We start from the raw sequence: 18,838 nt of genomic DNA, 5'->3' as shown, positions 1-18,838 counted from the left end.
CCACTATCTTGGCTGGGACAACGTAAACTCCGATCATACCTGCATTAAGAGAAGCTGCGAAGCAGCGTCTGCGAGAAAGCTGACCATGGTTGAAAATAACGAACTACGTAAAGTAGGACTCAAGGTAACCTTACCGCGGGTCAAAATACTGCAAATGCTCGATTCTGCAGAGCAACGCCACATGAGTGCCGAGGATGTCTACAAGGCTCTTATGGAGGCCAGCGAGGACGTCGGTCTGGCCACGGTTTACCGTGTTCTGACTCAGTTCGAGTCCGCTGGACTGGTGGTGCGCCACAATTTCGACGGCGGTCATGCTGTGTTCGAGCTGGCTGATGGCGGCCACCACGACCACATGGTCAACGTGGAATCGGGTGAGGTGATCGAATTCTTCGACGAAGAAATCGAGAAGCTTCAGAAAGCCATCGTCGAAAGACACGGCTTTGACCTGGTGGACCACAATCTGGTGCTCTACGTCCGCAACAAGAAGGCGTAATCAGCAACAGGGGCGACCGCGGTCGCCTTTGTGCTTTCTATGGCTCAGCTTTTAGCCGTAACGACCATCTTCTTGGCGTGTGCCAGAGATTCCTTGGTCAAGTCGATGCCGCCCAGCATGCGGGCGACTTCTTCTATACGTTCAGTCTTGCTGAGCTTGGACACGGCTGTGCGCGTGGCGTCGTTGTCCCGCACCTTGTGCACGAACAGGTGCTGATGACCCTGCGCTGCGACCTGCGGCAGGTGAGTGACGGTCATGACCTGACCGCGCTCGCCCAGGCGACGCAGCAGCTGTCCCACGATCTCGGCGGTCGGTCCGCCAATCCCCACATCCACTTCATCGAATACCAGCGTCGGTACCCGCGAGGTTTGTGCGGTGATAACCTGGATCGCCAGGCTGATGCGCGACAGCTCGCCACCCGACGCGACTTTCGCCAGCGCTTTCAGCGGTTGGCCGGGGTTGGCGCTGACCAGTAGCTCTACCTGCTCCAGGCCGTGAGGCGAGGGTTCTACGCTGGCGTTGGCTTTGAGGTCGATCTGGAAACGGCCGCCGGGCATGCCCAGACGATGAATTTCCTGTTCTACAGCGCTGGCCAGTTTCGTCGCCGAATTGTGGCGCAGGTCGCTCAGCTCGCGGGCTTTATCCTGATAATGCCGGGCGAATGCCTGCACTTCATGCTCAAGCCGTTCGATGGATTCGTCGTTGGCATTCAGCGTTTCTATTTCATCCAGCAGCTTTTGTTGCAGCGTCGCCACTTCGCCTGGCTGGATGCGGTGTTTGCGCGCCAGTGTATAAATGGCGTCGAGACGTTCTTCAAGCTGTTGCAGTCTGGCCGGATCGGCATCGAAGTGATCCAGAAAACGGTTCAGTTCGCCTACCGCTTCTTCTACCTGTATCTGCGCGCTGGACAGCAGCCCTGTGGCCTCGCTCAGGGCGGACGGCGAATGGTCGACGCTGCCAAGACGATGCAGGCTGGCGGTCAGGGCGTTGAGCACGTTGCCCGAATCGCTTTCGCTGCACTGCTCGACCACTTGTCGGCAAATGCTCAGCAGGCTTTCGGCGTTGGTCAGGTCCTTGTGTTCCTGTTCGAGCTGTTCAAGCTCGTTTTCACCCAGGCTCAGGCTTTCCAGTTCTTCGAGCTGATAGCTCAGCAACTGATGCCGTGCGCGTTGCTCGTCACCCGAGTTGGAGAGGCGCTCGAGCTCCTGCCGCGTCTGCCGCCAGCGTTGTGCGGCGAGATGGACCTGGCGGGCCAGATCGGTCGCACCTGCGTATTCGTCGAGCAGGCGCCGATGCGTATCGGTCTTGAGCAGCGACTGGTGCTCATGCTGGCTGTGAATATCGATGAGCAGTTCGCCCAGCGCCTTCAGGTCGCCCTGAGGACAGGGCGAGCCATTGATATAGGAGCGTGACCGACCTTCGGCCGTGATGACCCGGCGCAGGATGCAGGGGCCGTCGTTGTCCAGGTCGCGCTCTTTGAGCCAGGTCTGTGCCTCGGGAATGTCGCCCAGGTCGAACGTGGCCAGGATGTCGGCCTTGTCGGCACCCGGCCTGACCACGCCGCTGTCGGCACGGTCACCCAGGGTCAGGCCCAGGGCGTCGAGCATGATCGACTTGCCAGCGCCGGTTTCGCCGGTGATGACGCTCATGCCTCGATCCAGTTCAAGGTCAAGGTGTTCGACAATGGCGTAGTTGTGTACGGAAAGGTGCACCAGCATTGAGCGGCTCCCGGGCTGTTTGTCTGGTTATTTATACAGTGTTTTATTTGTGGCTGACAATGCCCTTGCTTAGCTCGATTTGATCGGTCCGCAGTGGTTTTTAGTCGCTCTTGTGTCAATTCGCCATTTTCTGTCGCGCCTGAATCCGGATTATTTGTCAGGGAATGCGTATCTCGATCGCACGAAACCCTTGAAGCCGGAAAATCCGATCCCATATAGGTGGGCAGAAGCGCGAATCGGGATCGCGGACGTTTTTAGAGGAGAAGATGTATGGCTGACGAACAGAATCTGGATGCGCAGGCTCAGGATCAGGCTGCCGATGCGGGCGCGGGTGATGAACTGACAACCCGCGTGCAGGTGCTCGAAGAGCAACTGGCTGCTGCGCAGGACCAATCCCTTCGCGTGGCTGCGGATCTGCAGAATGTCCGCCGCCGTGCCGAACAGGATGTTGAAAAGGCGCACAAGTTTGCGCTGGAAAAATTTGCCGGTGATCTGTTGCCGATCATTGACAGTCTGGAGCGAGGCCTTGATCTGTCCAGTCCGGACGATGAAAGCATTCGCCCGATGCGTGAAGGCATCGAGCTGACCTTGAAGATGTTCCAGGACACCCTCAAGCGTTATCAGCTGGAGGCCATCGATCCGCACGGCCAACCGTTCAGTGCCGACCAGCACCAGGCGATGGCCATGCAGGAAAGTGCCGACGTTGAGCCCAACACGGTGCTCAAGGTATTTCAGAAGGGTTATCAGCTTAATGGTCGCCTGTTGCGCCCGGCCATGGTCGTGGTCAGCAAGGCACCATCGCCTGCAACGCCGTCAATCAACGAGCAGGCTTGAAATCAGCTGTAAGGCCCCCATTTAAAGGTCAAGCGTTTAAAGAGCTACCGCACGGTGTCAACGCACTGGCGGCAACCAAATCCAAGTTTTGCAAGTTTCGGGAGAGTCAAAGATGGGCAGAATTATCGGTATCGACCTGGGGACTACCAACTCCTGCGTCTCCATTCTGGAAAACGGTAACGTCAAGGTTATCGAGAACGCCGAAGGTACTCGTACTACGCCTTCGATCATCGCTTATGCAAATGATGGCGAGATCCTGGTCGGTCAGTCCGCCAAGCGTCAGGCGGTCACCAATCCGCATAACACTCTGTACGCGGTAAAGCGTCTGATCGGTCGCAAGTTCGAAGAGGATGTCGTTCAGAAAGACATCCAGATGGTCCCTTACAAGATCGTCAAGGCTGACAACGGTGATGCCTGGGTTGAAGTGAATGGCCAGAAAATGGCGCCTCCTCAGATTTCCGCTGAAATCCTGAAGAAAATGAAAAAGACCGCCGAAGACTACCTCGGTGAAGCGGTTACCGAAGCGGTCATCACCGTTCCGGCCTACTTCAACGACAGTCAGCGTCAGGCAACCAAGGATGCTGGCCGTATCGCCGGTCTGGACGTCAAGCGCATCATCAACGAACCAACCGCAGCCGCGCTGGCTTACGGTATGGACAAGGCCAAGGGCGACCACACTGTCATCGTTTATGACCTGGGTGGCGGTACCTTCGACGTCTCGGTTATCGAGATCGCTGAAGTCGATGGCGAGCACCAGTTCGAAGTGTTGGCAACCAACGGCGATACGTTCCTGGGTGGTGAAGACTTCGACATTCGTCTGATCGACTACTTCGTCGACGAATTCAAGAAAGAAAGCGGCATGAACCTCAAGGGTGATCCGCTGGCCATGCAGCGCCTGAAAGAAGCTGCCGAAAAAGCCAAGATCGAGCTGTCTTCCAGCACCCAGACCGAAGTCAACCTGCCGTACATCACTGCAGATGCAACCGGTCCGAAGCACCTGGTAGTGAAGATCTCTCGCTCCAAGCTGGAATCGCTGGTTGAAGACCTGGTTCAGCGCACCATCGCTCCATGCGAAATGGCACTGAAAGATGCTGGCATCGACAGAAGCAAGATCAACGACGTGATTCTGGTCGGTGGTCAGACGCGTATGCCGCTGGTGCAGAAGCTGGTGACCGAGTTCTTCGGCAAAGAAGCACGTAAAGACGTCAACCCTGACGAAGCCGTTGCCATGGGTGCTGCCATTCAGGGCGCAGTATTGGCCGGTGATGTCAAAGACGTTCTGCTGCTGGACGTCAGCCCGCTGACCCTGGGTATCGAAACCATGGGCGGCGTGATGACTGCGCTGATCGAGAAAAACACCACGATTCCTACCAAGAAATCCCAGGTGTTCTCGACTGCCGATGACAACCAGAGCGCGGTAACCATCCACGTCCTGCAGGGTGAGCGTAAGCAAGCCGGTCAGAACAAGTCCTTGGGCAAGTTCGACCTGGCCGAGATTCCACCTGCTCCACGTGGCGTGCCACAGATCGAAGTGACCTTCGACATCGACGCAAACGGCATCCTGCACGTTGGCGCGAAAGACAAGGCCACCGGCAAGCAGCAGTCCATCGTGATCAAGGCCAACTCCGGCCTGTCCGAGGAAGAAATTCAGCAGATGGTTCGTGACGCTGAAGTCAACTCCGAAGAAGATCGCAAGTTCGAAGAGCTGGCCTCTGCCCGTAACCAGGGTGATGCGCTGGTCCACTCGACTCGCAAGATGATCGCTGACGCGGGTGACAAGGTCACTGCTGAAGAGAAGACTGCGGTAGAAGCTGCACTGGTTGCTCTGGAAGCCGCTATCAAGGGCGACGACAAGGCTGCCATTGAAGCCAAGGTCGAAGAGCTGTCGAAGGTTTCCGCGCCAATCGCTCAGAAGATGTACGCCGAGCAGGCTGAAAACCCGGACGCTGCGGCCAAGCCAGCTGAAGAAACTGCCAAGGCTGACGATGTTGTCGACGCCGAGTTTGAAGAAGTAAAAGACCACAAGTAAGCGCAGGCTCACTTGAAAGCCGGTTGACCTCTTTCGAGCGCTGACTGGTAGGATGTCGCCGCGCGGGAGCTTGCTCCCGCGTTGGCGTGTCTGGAACAAGCAAAAATTTCGGCGTGCGGAGTTACTCCGCAAGCCACGTGGCAAGATCGCGACGCTCCTGCGTGGCGAATCATTCTGCCGCTTTCTCGGCCGGATACATCTGGCTGCTGAACGAAGACCAGGATCGTTGAATCGACGTGAGTTGGGTCCGGGCCTGTATGGGGCTCAACGAGTTTGGTGTGGCTCAGGAGAGCCTTCGCCGAACGTCCTCAAGAGTGCGGAAGAATTATGGCAAAGCGTGATTATTACGAAGTGTTGGGAGTGGAGCGAGGCTCCAGCGAGGCGGACCTGAAGAAGGCTTATCGCCGTCTGGCGATGAAGCATCACCCTGACCGCAACCCTGATGACAAAGCATCGGAAGAGCTGTTCAAAGAGGCCAACGAAGCCTACGAAGTGCTTTCCGACGCCAGCAAGCGCGCGGCCTACGATCAGTATGGCCATGCCGGTGTCGACCCGAGCATGGGTGGCGGCGGTGGTTTTGGTGGCGGTGCCGGTGGCGCCAACTTCTCCGATATCTTCGGCGATGTGTTCAGCGACTTCTTTGGCGGCGGCCGTGCCGGTGGTGGCGGTGGTCGTGGCGGCGCTCAGCGTGGCAGCGACCTGCGCTATACGCTGGAGCTGAATCTGGAGGAGGCGGTTCGCGGTACTAACGTGAATATCCGCGTTCCGACGCTGGTCAACTGTAAACCGTGCGACGGCAGTGGTGCCAAGAAAGGTTCTTCGCCTGTCACATGCCCTACGTGCGGTGGCATTGGTCAGGTGCGCATGCAGCAGGGGTTCTTCTCTGTGCAGCAAACCTGCCCGCGCTGCCACGGCCACGGCAAGATCATTTCCGACCCATGCGACTCCTGTCATGGCGAAGGTCGCGTCGAAGAGTCCAAGACGCTTTCCGTCAAAGTGCCGCCAGGTGTCGATACCGGTGACCGCATTCGTCTGTCTGGCGAAGGCGAGGCGGGTACCCAGGGTGGCCCGACCGGCGACCTGTATGTCGTGATCAATGTGCGCGAACACGCGATTTTCCAGCGTGACGGCAAGCACCTGTTCTGCGAAGTGCCTATCAGCTTTACCGATGCAGCGCTGGGCGGCGAGCTTGAAGTGCCTACGCTCGATGGTCGCGTCAAACTGAAAATCCCCGAAGGTACCCAGACCGGCAAGCAGTTCCGCCTGCGTGGCAAGGGTGTCGCTCCGGTGCGTGGCGGTGGTGCCGGTGACTTGATGTGCCGTGTTGCAGTCGAAACCCCGGTCAACCTGAGCAAGCGCCAGCGCGAGCTGCTTGAAGAGTTCCGCACCTCGCTTGAAAACGACGAGTCCCACTCTCCGAAAGCCAGTGGCTGGTTTGAGGGTGTAAAGCGTTTCTTCGGCGATCTGTAAGGCTATCAACGGGAGCAGGGCATGCGACGTATTGCTGTAGTAGGCGCCGCCGGGCGCATGGGCAAGACCTTGATCGAGGCGGTTCAGCAGGCGCCGGGCGCCGGCTTGACCGCCGCAGTCGACCGTCCTGACAGCACGCTGGTGGGCGCTGATGCGGGCGAGCTGGCTGCGCTGGGCCGTATCGGTGTGCCGCTGTCGGGTGATCTGGCAAAGGTGGCGGACGAGTTCGATGTTCTGATCGACTTTACCCATCCTTCGGTGACGCTGAAAAACCTCGCGTTCTGTCGCAAGGCAGGCAAGGCGATGATTATCGGTACCACCGGCTTCAGCGCGGAAGAGAAGCAGCGTCTGGAAGAGGCAGGCAAAGACATTCCCATCGTGTTTGCTGCCAATTTCAGCGTCGGCGTGAATCTGTGTCTGAAGCTGCTCGACACCGCTGCGCGCGTTCTGGGTGATGAGGTAGACATCGAAATCACCGAGGCGCACCACCGGCACAAGGTTGATGCGCCGTCCGGCACCGCCTTGCGCATGGGTGAAGTGGTTGCCAATGCGCTGGGTCGCGATCTGGAAAAAGTCGCGGTCTACGGTCGTGAAGGTCAGACCGGTGCGCGTGATCGTCAGACCATCGGGTTTGCGACCATTCGTGCCGGCGACGTGGTGGGTGATCACACCGTGCTGTTCGCCGCGGACGGTGAGCGGGTCGAAATCACGCACAAGGCGTCCAGTCGCATGACCTTCGCCAAGGGTGCAGTCCGGGCCGCAATGTGGCTCGAAGGCAAGGCACCAGGGCTTTACGACATGCAGGATGTGTTGGGTCTGCATTGATTCATGCAGGACCATTCGTGGTCCTGTCGCATTTCCCCGCATTTCAGGCTCATTGGTGGTAGACCAAAAAGGGCCTTTTCTGTAAGCTACAGCTTTAGTGTGTCCACTAAAAGCGCGCAGATGATTCCATAAGAAAGCGGGGTGACGTAACTACGTCATTCCGCTTTTTTGCAGCCTGCGATCGCCCTTTCAGGTTTTATTTACGGGAGGTCTTCTTGACTAAGCCAGCCATACTCGCCCTTGCTGATGGCAGCATTTTTCGCGGCGAAGCCATTGGAGCCGACGGTCAGACCGTTGGTGAGGTGGTGTTCAACACCGCAATGACAGGCTATCAGGAAATTCTTACCGATCCTTCCTACGCCCAGCAGATCGTTACCCTGACTTACCCGCATATCGGCAACACCGGCACTACCCCTGAAGACGCAGAGTCGGATCGCGTCTGGTCCGCCGGCCTGGTCATTCGCGACCTGCCTTTGGTAGCCAGCAACTGGCGTAACAAGCTGTCCCTCGGTGATTACCTGAAAGCCAACAACGTCGTTGCCATCGCTGGCATCGACACACGTCGCCTGACCCGCATCCTGCGTGAGAAAGGCGCCCAGAACGGTTGCATCCTGGCTGGCGATAACATCAGCGAAGAGGCGGCCATCGCCGCTGCCCGCAGCTTCCCGGGCCTCAAGGGCATGGACCTGGCCAAGGAAGTCTGCACCAAGGACACGTACGAGTGGCGTTCCAGCGTCTGGGATCTGAAAACCGACAGCCATCCTGAAATCGCCGCCTCCGAGCTGCCTTATCACGTGGTCGCCTACGATTACGGCGTCAAGGTCAACATCCTGCGCATGCTGGTCGAGCGCGGTTGCCGCGTGACCGTGGTGCCGGCACAAATGCCCGCCAGTGAAGTGCTCGCCTACAAGCCGGACGGCGTTTTCCTGTCCAACGGCCCAGGTGATCCGGAGCCGTGCGATTACGCCATCAAGGCGATCAGGGAAGTGCTGGAAACCGACATTCCGGTGTTCGGCATCTGCCTCGGCCACCAGTTGCTGGCGCTGGCCGCGGGTGCCAAGACCGTGAAGATGGGCCACGGCCACCACGGTGCCAACCACCCGGTCCAGGATCTGGACACCGGTGTGGTCATGATCACCAGCCAGAACCACGGTTTTGCGGTGGATGAGGCAACCCTGCCGAGCAACGTTCGCGCCATTCACAAGTCGCTGTTCGACGGCACCCTGCAGGGTATCGAACTGACCGACAAGAGCGCATTCAGCTTCCAGGGTCACCCTGAAGCGAGCCCGGGCCCGAACGACGTCGCGCCTTTGTTCGATCGCTTTATCGAAGCCATGGCCAAGCGCCGCTGACCGGTTGCCTTGAGACTGTAATACGCAGGTGCCCAGGGCGGCCCCGGACTCAGTGTCCGGTCGCTGCCGCCCAGGCCACCTCAGACAAATGTTCAAGACGGCTTGCCGACTGACCTGCGGATTTGAGTGACAACCCATGCCAAAACGTACAGATATTAAAAGCATCCTGATTCTCGGCGCCGGCCCCATCGTGATCGGCCAGGCCTGTGAATTCGACTACTCCGGCGCCCAGGCCTGCAAGGCTCTGCGTGAGGAGGGTTACCGCGTCATCCTGGTGAACTCCAACCCGGCCACCATCATGACCGACCCGGCCATGGCGGACGCCACCTACATCGAGCCGATCAAGTGGCAGACCGTTGCCAAGATCATCGAAAAGGAACGTCCGGACGCACTGCTGCCAACCATGGGCGGCCAGACGGCTTTGAACTGCGCGCTGGATCTGGAGCGCGAAGGCGTTCTGGAGAAGTTCGGTGTCGAAATGATCGGCGCTAACGCTGACACCATCGACAAGGCTGAAGACCGTTCGCGCTTCGACAAGGCGATGAAGTCCATCGGCCTGGCGTGCCCGCGCTCCGGCATCGCGCACAGCATGGAAGAAGCCAACGCGGTTCTTGAAAAGCTTGGCTTCCCTTGCATCATCCGTCCGTCGTTCACGATGGGTGGCACCGGCGGCGGTATCGCTTACAACCGTGAAGAGTTCGAAGAAATCTGCGCCCGTGGTCTGGACCTGTCGCCAACCAAGGAACTGCTGATCGACGAATCGCTGATCGGCTGGAAAGAGTACGAGATGGAAGTTGTCCGCGACAAAAAGGACAACTGCATCATCGTCTGCTCGATCGAGAACTTCGACCCGATGGGTGTGCACACCGGTGACTCGATCACCGTGGCGCCGGCACAGACCCTCACCGACAAGGAATACCAGATCCTGCGTAATGCCTCGCTGGCAGTGCTGCGCGAGATCGGCGTTGAAACCGGTGGCTCCAACGTTCAGTTCGGCATCTGCCCGAACACCGGTCGCATGGTCGTGATCGAAATGAACCCGCGTGTATCGCGCTCCTCGGCGCTGGCCTCCAAGGCGACCGGCTTCCCGATCGCTCGCGTTGCCGCCAAGCTGGCAGTGGGCTACACCCTCGACGAGCTGTCGAACGAAATCACTGGCGGCAAGACCCCGGCATCGTTCGAGCCGTCGATCGACTACGTCGTCACCAAGCTGCCGCGCTTTGCCTTCGAGAAATTCGCCAAGGCCGATGCGCGTCTGACCACTCAGATGAAGTCGGTCGGTGAGGTCATGGCCATCGGCCGTACCTTCCAGGAATCCCTGCAGAAAGCCCTGCGCGGCCTGGAAGTTGGTGTCTGCGGTCTTGATCCGAAGCTGGACTTGAGCCACCCGGAAAGCATGAGCACGCTCAAGCGCGAGCTGACCGTGCCGGGCGCCGAGCGTATCTGGTATGTCGCCGACGCCTTCCGCGCCGGCATGACGGTCGAAGAAATCTTCGCCATGAACATGATCGACCCATGGTTCCTGGTGCAGATCGAAGACCTGATCAAGGACGAAGAGAAGATCAAGACTCTGGGTCTGTCGTCGATCGACCGCGACCTGATGTTCCGTCTCAAGCGCAAGGGTTTCTCCGACGCGCGTCTGGCCAAGCTGCTGGGCGTTACCGAGAAGAACCTGCGGACGCATCGTCACAAGCTGGAAGTGTTCCCGGTCTACAAGCGCGTCGACACCTGCGCAGCCGAGTTCGCAACCGACACCGCGTACCTGTACTCGACCTACGAGGAAGAGTGCGAAGCCAACCCGTCTACGCGTGACAAGATCATGATCCTGGGTGGTGGCCCGAACCGCATCGGTCAGGGTATCGAGTTCGACTACTGCTGCGTACACGCCGCGCTGGCACTGCGTGAAGACGGTTACGAGACCATCATGGTCAACTGCAACCCGGAAACCGTCTCCACTGACTACGACACCTCGGACCGTCTGTACTTCGAGCCTGTCACCTTGGAAGACGTGCTGGAAATCGTCCGTGTAGAGAAGCCGAAAGGTGTGATCGTCCAGTACGGTGGCCAGACGCCTCTGAAGCTGGCGCGCGCTCTTGAAGCCGCCGGTGTGCCGATCATCGGCACCAGCCCTGATGCCATCGACCGTGCCGAAGACCGCGAGCGCTTCCAGCACATGGTCGAGCGTCTGAACCTGCGTCAGCCGCCAAACGCCACTGTGCGCAGCGAAGACGAAGCAATTCGTGCCGCAGCGAAGATCGGTTATCCACTGGTGGTGCGTCCGTCCTATGTACTGGGTGGCCGTGCGATGGAAATCGTTTATCAGGAAGACGAACTCAAGCGTTACCTGCGCGAAGCGGTTCAGGTGTCCAACGACAGCCCTGTGCTGCTGGACCACTTCCTGAACTGCGCAATCGAGATGGACGTCGATGCGGTCTGTGACGGTACCGACGTGGTGATCGGCGCGATCATGCAGCACATCGAACAGGCGGGCGTTCACTCCGGTGACTCCGCGTGCTCGCTGCCGCCTTATTCGCTGCCGGCTCACATCCAGGACGAGATGCGCGAGCAGGTCAAGAAGATGGCGCTGGAGCTGGGCGTTGTCGGCCTGATGAACGTGCAGCTGGCGCTTCAGGGCGAAGACATCTACGTCATTGAGGTCAACCCGCGTGCATCGCGTACCGTGCCATTCGTTTCCAAGTGCATCGGTGTCTCCCTGGCGATGATCGCTGCCCGCGTGATGGCAGGCAAAACCCTGAAAGAGCTGAACTTCACCAAGGAAATCATTCCGAACTTCTACAGCGTGAAAGAGGCAGTGTTCCCGTTTGCCAAATTCCCTGGCGTTGACCCGATCCTCGGCCCGGAAATGAAATCGACCGGTGAAGTGATGGGCGTGGGCGATACCTTCGGCGAAGCGTTTGCCAAGGCCCAGATGGGCGCGAGCGAAGTGCTGCCGACTGGCGGTACCGCGTTCATCAGCGTGCGTGACGATGACAAGCCTCTGGTTGAAGCGGTCGCTCGTGACCTGATCAATCTCGGTTTCGAGATCGTTGCCACCGCAGGCACTGCCAAGCTGATCGAAGCGGCAGGCCTGAAAGTGCGTCGCGTCAACAAGGTGACCGAAGGCCGTCCGCATGTGGTCGACATGATCAAGAATGACGAAGTCACCCTGATCATCAACACTACCGAAGGTCGCCAGTCGATCGCGGATTCCTACTCCATCCGTCGCAACGCTCTGCAGCACAAGATTTACTGCACCACTACCATTGCAGCAGGCGAAGCGATCTGTGAAGCGCTCAAGTTCGGTCCGGAGAAGACCGTACGCCGCTTGCAGGATCTCCATGCAGGACTGAAGGCATGATCAAATACCCAATGACCGTTCAGGGCGCTCGCGCCCTGGAAGAAGAGCTGACCCACCTGACCAAGGTGGTCCGTCCCAAGTTGAGCCAGGACATCGGTACTGCGCGCGAACTGGGCGACCTCAAGGAAAACGCCGAATACCACGCTGCCCGCGAGCAGCAGGGGATGGTCGAGGCGCGTATTCGTGATATCGAAGGCCGCATGCAGAACGCTGTGGTCATCGACGTCACGACTATTCCGCACACCGGCAAGGTTATCTTCGGCACGACAGTCGAAATCGCCAACGTCGAGACTGACGAAAGCGTGGTCTATCAGATCGTGGGTGAGGACGAAGCGGACATCAAGAAAGGCAAGATTTCAGTGGGTTCGCCCATTGCCCGTGCCTTGATTGCCAAGGAAGAGGGTGATGTCGTTGTCGTGAAAACGCCTAGCGGCGTTATCGAGTACGAAATCATCGAAGTGCGTCATATCTGATGCTGACGCCCGTGTTTACGGGCGCTTTCAGCGGCAAAAAAGAGTCAGGGCACGCTTTTGGCGGCCCTGACTTCTGTTTTTATCCGTGCGCGCGGTGGACGTTGGACAGTTGCTTGTTTACCTTTGGGTTCTTGCGATAGATCAACGCCATTTTGCCGATGACCTGGACCAGGTCGGCAGAGCCGGCCTTGCACAGTTCTGCGATGGCACCGAGACGGCTTTCGCGGTCGAGGATGTTGAGCTTGATCTTGATCAGCTCATGATCGCTCAGTGCGCGTTCAAGCTCTGCAAGTACACCTTCAGTCAAACCATTGTCAGCCACGATCAATACCGGTTTCAGATGGTGGCCAATGGATTTGTATTGTTTCTTCTGCTCTGGAGTGAGCGGCATAATCTGACCTCTGCGTCTGATCTTTTAAAAGCGGCGGCCAGTTTACCCGAGCGAGTCCGGGACCGCCCAGTTAATCACGACTCGTTTATTTTTGAGGTGCCCCGTGGCCCGTTCCAAGACAAGCCATAACTGGCTCAAAGAACACTTCGACGACAAGTACGTCAAAATGGCGCAGAAGGACGGTTACCGTTCGCGTGCCAGCTACAAGCTGCTCGAGATCCAGGAAAAGGACAAACTCATCCGTCCGGGCATGACCGTTATCGACCTCGGCGCAGCGCCGGGAGGCTGGTCACAGGTGACCAGTCGTCTGATCGGCGGTCAAGGTCGTCTGATCGCTTCCGACATCCTTGAAATGGACAGCATCCCCGATGTGACCTTCATTCAGGGGGATTTCACCGAGGATGCGATTCTTGAGCAGATCCTCGAGGCAGTCGGTAATACGCAGGTAGACCTTGTGATTTCCGATATGGCCCCCAATATGAGTGGATTGAGCGCTGTAGATATGCCGCGTGCAATGTTTCTCTGCGAATTGGCGCTCGATCTTGCTGGTCGGGTACTGCGTCCCGGTGGTGATTTTCTGATCAAGGTCTTCCAGGGTGAAGGCTTCGATGTCTACCACAAGGATATTCGCAAGCTGTTCGACAAGGTGCAGATGCGCAAGCCGTCGTCGTCCCGCGACAGATCACGTGAGCAATACCTGCTGGCTCGCGGCTTTCGCGGCATTGATGGCGCGGCCAGCATCGAACGTTTTTGACAAGGCGCGATAGCTTTTTTCAAATGGCGTTACCGATGCAGCATGACTGAACATTATGTTGTCAAAGTTTCACAAAGGGTTACAGACGGTGTCTGCCGTATCTGTAGGTTCTGTAGTAAGTTAGGCCGGTGAATATCATGCGAGGCACGCTTGCTGCGTGGAGCTTGCTTCAGAGGGTAGCTAATTGAACGATATGGCAAAGAATTTGATCCTGTGGTTGATCATCGCGGCTGTCCTTGTGACGGTGATGAACAACTTCTCCAGCCCTAACGAGCCGCAGAACCTCAACTATTCCGAGTTCATCCAGCAGGTCAAGGATGGCAAGGTCGAGAAGGTTTCTGTAGACGGCTACGTCATTACGGGCAAGCGCAGCGATGGCGACACCTTCAAGACCATCCGCCCGAACATTCCGGACAATGGCCTGATCGGTGATCTGGTCAGCAACAACGTCGTGATCGAAGGCAAGCAGCCTGAGCAGCAGAGCATCTGGACCCAGTTGCTGGTGGCCAGCTTCCCGATACTGGTAATCATCGCGGTGTTCATGTTCTTCATGCGCCAGATGCAGGGCGGGGCGGGCGGCAAGGGCGGTCCGATGAGCTTCGGCAAGAGCAAGGCGCGTCTGTTGTCCGAAGATCAGGTCAAGACGACCCTGGCTGACGTTGCCGGTTGCGACGAAGCCAAGGAAGAAGTCGGCGAGCTGGTTGAATTCCTCCGCGATCCGGGCAAGTTCCAGCGCCTGGGCGGTCGGATCCCGCGCGGTGTGCTGATGGTCGGCCCTCCGGGTACCGGTAAGACGCTGATCGCCAAGGCGATTGCCGGCGAGGCTAAGGTTCCGTTCTTCACGATTTCCGGTTCCGACTTTGTCGAAATGTTCGTGGGTGTCGGTGCAAGCCGCGTTCGCGACATGTTCGAGCAAGCCAAGAAGCATGCACCGTGCATCATCTTCATCGACGAAATCGACGCGGTCGGTCGCCATCGTGGTGCCGGCATGGGCGGTGGTCATGATGAGCGTGAACAGACTCTCAACCAGTTGCTGGTCGAGATGGACGGTTTTGAAATGAATGACGGCATCATCGTCATTGCCGCAACCAACCGCCCTGACGTACTGGATCCGGCTCTGCTGCGTCCAGGTCGCTTTGACCGTCAGGTGGTTGTAGGTCTGCCGGACATTCGTGGCCGTGAGCAGATCCTCAAGGTTCACATGCGCAAGGTTCCAATGGGCGAAGACGTCAACCCGGGCGTTATCGCTCGCGGTACGCCGGGCTTCTCCGGTGCGGATCTGGCCAACCTGGTCAACGAAGCGTCGCTGTTCGCTGCTCGCTCCGGCAAGCGCGTTGTAGAGATGAAAGAGTTCGAGCTGGCCAAGGACAAGATCATGATGGGCGCCGAGCGCAAATCGATGGTCATGTCCGATAAGGAAAAGCGCAACACGGCTTACCACGAAGCGGGTCACGCTATCGTCGGGCGTCTCGTGCCAGAGCATGATCCGGTCTACAAGGTCTCCATCATCCCGCGCGGTCGTGCGCTGGGTGTGACGATGTTCCTGCCGGAAGAAGACCGTTACAGCTTGTCCAAGCGTGCGTTGATCAGCCAGATCTGCTCGCTGTACGGTGGTCGTATTGCGGAAGAGATGACCCTCGGCTTCGATGGCGTCACGACTGGCGCCTCCAATGACATCATGCGTGCCAGCCAGATTGCCCGGAACATGGTCACCAAATGGGGGCTGTCTGAAAAGCTCGGCCCGCTGATGTACTCGGAAGACGAAGATGCAGGTTACCTGGGTCGCGGCGGCAGCCAGAACTCCAGTGTTTCCGGCGATACTGCCAAGCTCATCGACTCGGAAGTGCGCAGTATCATTGACCACTGCTACGGCACCGCCAAGCAGCTGTTGACGGACAATCGCGACAAGCTGGAAGCGATGGCCGACGCGCTGATGAAGTACGAAACCATTGATGCCGACCAGATCGACGACATCATGACCGGTCGTACTCCGCGTGAGCCGCGTGACTGGGGTGGTGGTTCGGGTACTAACGGTACTCCGATAACCCCTGACCCTCGTCCGGAAACGCCGATTGGCGGCCCTGCTGCCGAGCACTAAGGCCTGACATGACATCTGCGCTGTATCCAACCCGGTTGCCTTGCGGCAACCGGGTTCTTGATTTGGCCCATACGCACGTGATGGGTATCCTCAACGCAACCCCAGACTCATTCTCCGATGGCGGCCGTTATAGCCAGCTCGATGCTGCGCTGCGTCATGCCGAGGCAATGGTGCAGGCAGGCGCGACGCTTATCGATGTCGGTGGTGAGTCAACTCGTCCGGGGGCGCGTCCTGTTTCTGCGTCGGAAGAGGTCGAGCGTGTGGCGCCGGTGGTCGAGGTTATCGCGCGCGAGCTGGATGTGATCATCTCCGTGGATACCTCCACGCCTGAGGTCATGCTGGCGGCCGCTGGCCTAGGTGCCGGGCTCATCAACGACGTTCGTTCGCTGCAGCGCCCTGGCGCGCTTGAGGCTGCCGCAAGCACGGGTTTGCCGGTATGCCTCATGCACATGCTGGGCGAGCCCGGAACCATGCAGGATGACCCGCACTACGATGATCTGGTGGGCGAGGTCTGTGCCTTCCTGGCTGAGCGTATGAAGCAGTGCGTCGCTGCGGGAATCGGTCAGCAGCAGATCATCCTTGATCCGGGCTTTGGCTTTGCCAAGACACTGGAGCACAATCTGAGCCTGTTCAAGCATATGGAAGCGCTGCATGCGCTGGGTCGACCTTTGCTGGTGGGTGTTTCGCGCAAGAGCATGATTGGCGCTGTGCTGGGCCGTACCGTTGACCAGCGTCTGTCCGGCGGGCTCGCCCTGGCGGCTTTGGCAATGGCCAAAGGGGCAAGAATTCTACGTGTGCATGATGTCGCCGAAACGGCTGACGTGGTGCGCATGATCGCAGCTGTCGAATCAGCTGAATAACAACAGTGGGGCATTCATGACTACCAGAAAATATTTCGGAACCGACGGCATTCGTGGTCGCGTAGGGCAATTTCCGATCACGCCCGAGTTCATGCTGAAACTGGGTTGGGCAGCCGGCATGGCTTTCCGCAAGATGGGCGCCTGCCGGATTCTCGTCGGCAAGGACACGCGTATCTCCGGTTACATGTTCGAGTCAGCCCTCGAGGCCGGCCTCTCCGCTGCGGGTGCCGATGTTCTCTTGCTGGGGCCGATGCCAACGCCGGCCATTGCCTACCTGACACGTACCTTCCATGCCGAGGCGGGCATCGTCATCAGTGCCTCGCATAACCCGCACTACGACAACGGCATCAAGTTCTTCTCCGGTCAGGGCACCAAACTGCCCGACGAGATCGAAATGATGATCGAAGAGCTGCTCGACGCACCGATGACCGTGGCCGAATCCGAGAACCTCGGCAAGGTCTCGCGGATCAACGATGCGGCCGGGCGTTACATCGAATTCTGCAAAAGCAGCGTGCCTACCAGCACCGACTTCGCTGGCCTCAAGGTCGTCATCGACTGCGCACACGGTGCGACCTACAAGGTGGCGCCCAACGTATTTCGTGAGCTGGGCGCGCAGGTGGTGGTGCTTTCCGCGCAGCCTGACGGGCTCAACATCAACAAGAACTGCGGTTCCACGCACATGGAAGCCCTGCAGGCAGCGGTGCTCGCAGAGCATGCCGACATGGGCATCGGTTTCGACGGTGACGGCGACCGCGTGTTGATGGTCGATCACACCGGGACCATCGTTGATGGCGACGAATTGCTCTACATCATTGCCCGTGACCTGCATGAGCGGGGTCGCCTGCAGGGCGGTGTCGTTGGCACACTGATGAGCAACCTGGGGCTTGAACTGGCTCTGGCCGAGCAGGGGATTCCCTTTGTTCGGGCCAATGTCGGTGACCGCTATGTGATCGCCGAGCTGCTCGAGCGCAACTGGCAGATTGGTGGCGAAAACTCCGGTCATATCGTCTGTTTCCAGCACGCCACCACCGGCGACGCCATTATCGCCTCACTGCAGGTCATATTGGCTCTGCGTCGCAGCGGTGTAAGCCTGGCCGAAGCGCGTCTGAAATTGCGCAAATGCCCGCAGATCCTGATCAACGTGCGCTTCGCGGGTTCGGGCGTCGACCCGGTTTCGCATCCGTCGGTACAGGAGGCCTGCGCACGCGTCACCGAGCAGATGGCCGGGCGCGGCAGGGTGCTGCTGCGCAAATCGGGTACCGAGCCACTGGTGCGTGTAATGGTCGAAGGTGAGGACGAAACGCAGGTCAGGGCGTATGCCGAAGAACTCGCAAAACTGGTTACTGAAGTTTGCGCCTGATTTCGGCTTGCCAGTGTCGGAACTGTTGGGTAACATCTGCGCCCACTTTGACCCACGAGGTGTAGCATGCGTCGCCCAATGGTAGCTGGTAACTGGAAAATGCACGGTACCCGCGCCAGCGTCGCTGAGCTGATCGAGGGTTTGTGCTCGCAGTCGTTGCCAGGCAGCGTCGACATCGCCGTAATGCCTGCCAGTCTGTTCACCTTTCAGGTGATCGACGGGCTCAAGGCGACGTCGATCATCGTCGGTGCGCAGGATGCAGCCATTCAGGCTGAGCAGGGCGCGCTGACGGGTGAAGTCGCATCGAGTCAGCTGGCTGATGCAGGTTGCAAGCTGGTACTTGTCGGGCACTCCGAGCGTCGTCAGTTGATTGGCGAACAGGATGATGTTCTGAACAAGAAGTTTGCGGCGATTCAGGCGAAAGGTCTGACACCTGTGCTTTGCATCGGTGAAACGCTGGAAGAGCGCAAGGCGGGGCAAACGCTTGAAGTGGTAGGGCGTCAGCTGGACAGTGTCATCGCCGAGTTTGGCGTCAATGCACTGGTCAGCGCTGTCATCGCCTACGAGCCGGTCTGGGCTATTGGCACCGGATTGACAGCTTCGCCTCAGGAAGCCCAGGAAGTGCATGCAGCAATCCGTGCGCAACTGGCAAAAGAGAATGCCGAAGTCGCACAAGGCGTGCGACTTCTCTATGGCGGCAGCGTGAAGGCGGCCAATGCGGTCGAGCTCTTCAGCATGCCGGATATCGATGGGGGGCTCATTGGTGGAGCTTCCCTGAATGCAGATGAGTTCGGTGCGATCTGTCGCGCCGCGGGAAACTGAA

Annotated in this window: 15 protein-coding genes; 13 read left to right on the top strand and 2 right to left on the bottom strand. The window is 58.6% G+C overall.

Annotated features, from left to right (window positions below):
• The first annotated feature begins 85 nt into the window (after positions 1 to 85).
• Entirely contained in the window at positions 86 to 493 is a 408-nt protein-coding gene (gene fur / locus BLR20_RS18865) for a ferric iron uptake transcriptional regulator (RefSeq protein ID WP_003313643.1), read from the top strand.
• A 44-nt stretch (positions 494 to 537) separates the two neighbouring features.
• On the opposite strand, the gene recN is transcribed toward fur, so the two are convergent.
• Complete coding sequence (gene recN / locus BLR20_RS18860; RefSeq protein WP_003340554.1) at positions 538 to 2,211, bottom strand: DNA repair protein RecN; 1,674 nt, start codon at positions 2,209 to 2,211, stop codon at positions 538 to 540.
• Positions 2,212 to 2,481: 270 nt separating this feature from the next.
• Between recN and grpE the strand changes: the two genes are divergently transcribed.
• The 7 genes from grpE (at position 2,482) to greA (ending at position 12,552) form a co-directional block, all read left to right on the top strand.
• Positions 2,482 to 3,045 carry a nucleotide exchange factor GrpE gene (gene grpE, locus BLR20_RS18855; protein WP_010427732.1) on the top strand — a complete coding sequence of 188 codons (564 nt, stop codon included), beginning with the start codon at positions 2,482 to 2,484 and terminating at the stop codon, positions 3,043 to 3,045.
• Positions 3,046 to 3,157: 112 nt separating this feature from the next.
• Positions 3,158 to 5,074 (top strand): molecular chaperone DnaK, encoded by a 1,917-nt coding sequence (gene dnaK, locus BLR20_RS18850; RefSeq protein WP_054992580.1) that lies wholly within the window; start codon positions 3,158 to 3,160, stop codon positions 5,072 to 5,074.
• Between the two features lie 327 nt (positions 5,075 to 5,401).
• Positions 5,402 to 6,544 carry a molecular chaperone DnaJ gene (gene dnaJ / locus BLR20_RS18845; RefSeq protein ID WP_003395180.1) on the top strand — a complete coding sequence of 381 codons (1,143 nt, stop codon included), beginning with the start codon at positions 5,402 to 5,404 and terminating at the stop codon, positions 6,542 to 6,544.
• 21 nt (positions 6,545 to 6,565) lie between these two features.
• Positions 6,566 to 7,369, top strand: coding sequence for a 4-hydroxy-tetrahydrodipicolinate reductase (gene dapB, locus BLR20_RS18840; RefSeq protein WP_010427735.1), 804 nt, complete (start codon positions 6,566 to 6,568; stop codon positions 7,367 to 7,369).
• A gap of 215 nt (positions 7,370 to 7,584) precedes the next feature.
• Positions 7,585 to 8,721: a glutamine-hydrolyzing carbamoyl-phosphate synthase small subunit gene (gene carA, locus BLR20_RS18835; RefSeq protein ID WP_032615134.1), complete on the top strand. Its 1,137-nt coding sequence runs from the start codon at positions 7,585 to 7,587 to the stop codon at positions 8,719 to 8,721.
• Between the two features lie 136 nt (positions 8,722 to 8,857).
• Positions 8,858 to 12,079 (top strand): carbamoyl-phosphate synthase large subunit, encoded by a 3,222-nt coding sequence (carB, locus tag BLR20_RS18830; protein WP_010427738.1) that lies wholly within the window; start codon positions 8,858 to 8,860, stop codon positions 12,077 to 12,079.
• The gene (gene greA, locus BLR20_RS18825; protein WP_010427740.1) at positions 12,076 to 12,552 is read left to right on the top strand and encodes a transcription elongation factor GreA; all 477 of its coding nucleotides are present in this window, start codon (positions 12,076 to 12,078) and stop codon (positions 12,550 to 12,552) included. The genes carB and greA overlap by 4 nt, the downstream gene beginning before the upstream one ends.
• A 79-nt stretch (positions 12,553 to 12,631) precedes the next feature.
• Here the strand turns inward: greA and BLR20_RS18820 are convergent, their stop codons facing one another.
• Positions 12,632 to 12,943, bottom strand: a complete 312-nt coding sequence (locus tag BLR20_RS18820; protein WP_003340569.1) for a YhbY family RNA-binding protein — start codon at positions 12,941 to 12,943, stop codon at positions 12,632 to 12,634.
• 103 nt (positions 12,944 to 13,046) lie between these two features.
• Between BLR20_RS18820 and rlmE the strand changes: the two genes are divergently transcribed.
• The 5 genes from rlmE to tpiA all read left to right on the top strand — a co-directional run bounded on the left by rlmE (position 13,047) and on the right by tpiA (position 18,837).
• A complete protein-coding gene (rlmE, locus tag BLR20_RS18815; RefSeq protein ID WP_003313635.1) occupies positions 13,047 to 13,697 on the top strand; it encodes a 23S rRNA (uridine(2552)-2'-O)-methyltransferase RlmE in 651 nt (216 codons plus the stop codon).
• Between the two features lie 193 nt (positions 13,698 to 13,890).
• Positions 13,891 to 15,795, top strand: coding sequence for an ATP-dependent zinc metalloprotease FtsH (gene ftsH / locus BLR20_RS18810; RefSeq protein ID WP_003313633.1), 1,905 nt, complete (start codon positions 13,891 to 13,893; stop codon positions 15,793 to 15,795).
• 8 nt (positions 15,796 to 15,803) lie between these two features.
• Entirely contained in the window at positions 15,804 to 16,655 is an 852-nt protein-coding gene (gene folP, locus BLR20_RS18805; RefSeq protein WP_054992579.1) for a dihydropteroate synthase, read from the top strand.
• Between the two features lie 16 nt (positions 16,656 to 16,671).
• Positions 16,672 to 18,015 carry a phosphoglucosamine mutase gene (gene glmM, locus BLR20_RS18800; RefSeq protein ID WP_024683451.1) on the top strand — a complete coding sequence of 448 codons (1,344 nt, stop codon included), beginning with the start codon at positions 16,672 to 16,674 and terminating at the stop codon, positions 18,013 to 18,015.
• A 66-nt stretch (positions 18,016 to 18,081) separates the two neighbouring features.
• Positions 18,082 to 18,837: a triose-phosphate isomerase gene (gene tpiA / locus BLR20_RS18795; RefSeq protein WP_054992578.1), complete on the top strand. Its 756-nt coding sequence runs from the start codon at positions 18,082 to 18,084 to the stop codon at positions 18,835 to 18,837.
• Position 18,838: the final 1 nt, after the last annotated feature.

This window comes from Pseudomonas congelans, assembly GCF_900103225.1.
GTDB classification, from domain to species: Bacteria; Pseudomonadota; Gammaproteobacteria; order Pseudomonadales; family Pseudomonadaceae; genus Aquipseudomonas; species Aquipseudomonas congelans.
This window is presented reverse-complemented; position numbering and strand designations above follow the sequence as displayed.

Bases quoted from the DNA above. Each gene is read 5' to 3' on its own strand.
- fur (WP_003313643.1), top strand. From the start codon at position 86: ATGGTTGAAAATAACGAACTACGTAAAGTAGGACTCAAGGTAACCTTA.
- recN (WP_003340554.1), bottom strand. From the start codon at position 2,211: ATGCTGGTGCACCTTTCCGTACACAACTACGCCATTGTCGAACACCTT.
- grpE (WP_010427732.1), top strand. From the start codon at position 2,482: ATGGCTGACGAACAGAATCTGGATGCGCAGGCTCAGGATCAGGCTGCC.
- dnaK (WP_054992580.1), top strand. From the start codon at position 3,158: ATGGGCAGAATTATCGGTATCGACCTGGGGACTACCAACTCCTGCGTC.
- dnaJ (WP_003395180.1), top strand. From the start codon at position 5,402: ATGGCAAAGCGTGATTATTACGAAGTGTTGGGAGTGGAGCGAGGCTCC.
- dapB (WP_010427735.1), top strand. From the start codon at position 6,566: ATGCGACGTATTGCTGTAGTAGGCGCCGCCGGGCGCATGGGCAAGACC.
- carB (WP_010427738.1), top strand. From the start codon at position 8,858: ATGCCAAAACGTACAGATATTAAAAGCATCCTGATTCTCGGCGCCGGC.
- greA (WP_010427740.1), top strand. From the start codon at position 12,076: ATGATCAAATACCCAATGACCGTTCAGGGCGCTCGCGCCCTGGAAGAA.
- BLR20_RS18820 (WP_003340569.1), bottom strand. From the start codon at position 12,943: ATGCCGCTCACTCCAGAGCAGAAGAAACAATACAAATCCATTGGCCAC.
- ftsH (WP_003313633.1), top strand. From the start codon at position 13,891: ATGGCAAAGAATTTGATCCTGTGGTTGATCATCGCGGCTGTCCTTGTG.
- folP (WP_054992579.1), top strand. From the start codon at position 15,804: ATGACATCTGCGCTGTATCCAACCCGGTTGCCTTGCGGCAACCGGGTT.
- glmM (WP_024683451.1), top strand. From the start codon at position 16,672: ATGACTACCAGAAAATATTTCGGAACCGACGGCATTCGTGGTCGCGTA.
- tpiA (WP_054992578.1), top strand. From the start codon at position 18,082: ATGCGTCGCCCAATGGTAGCTGGTAACTGGAAAATGCACGGTACCCGC.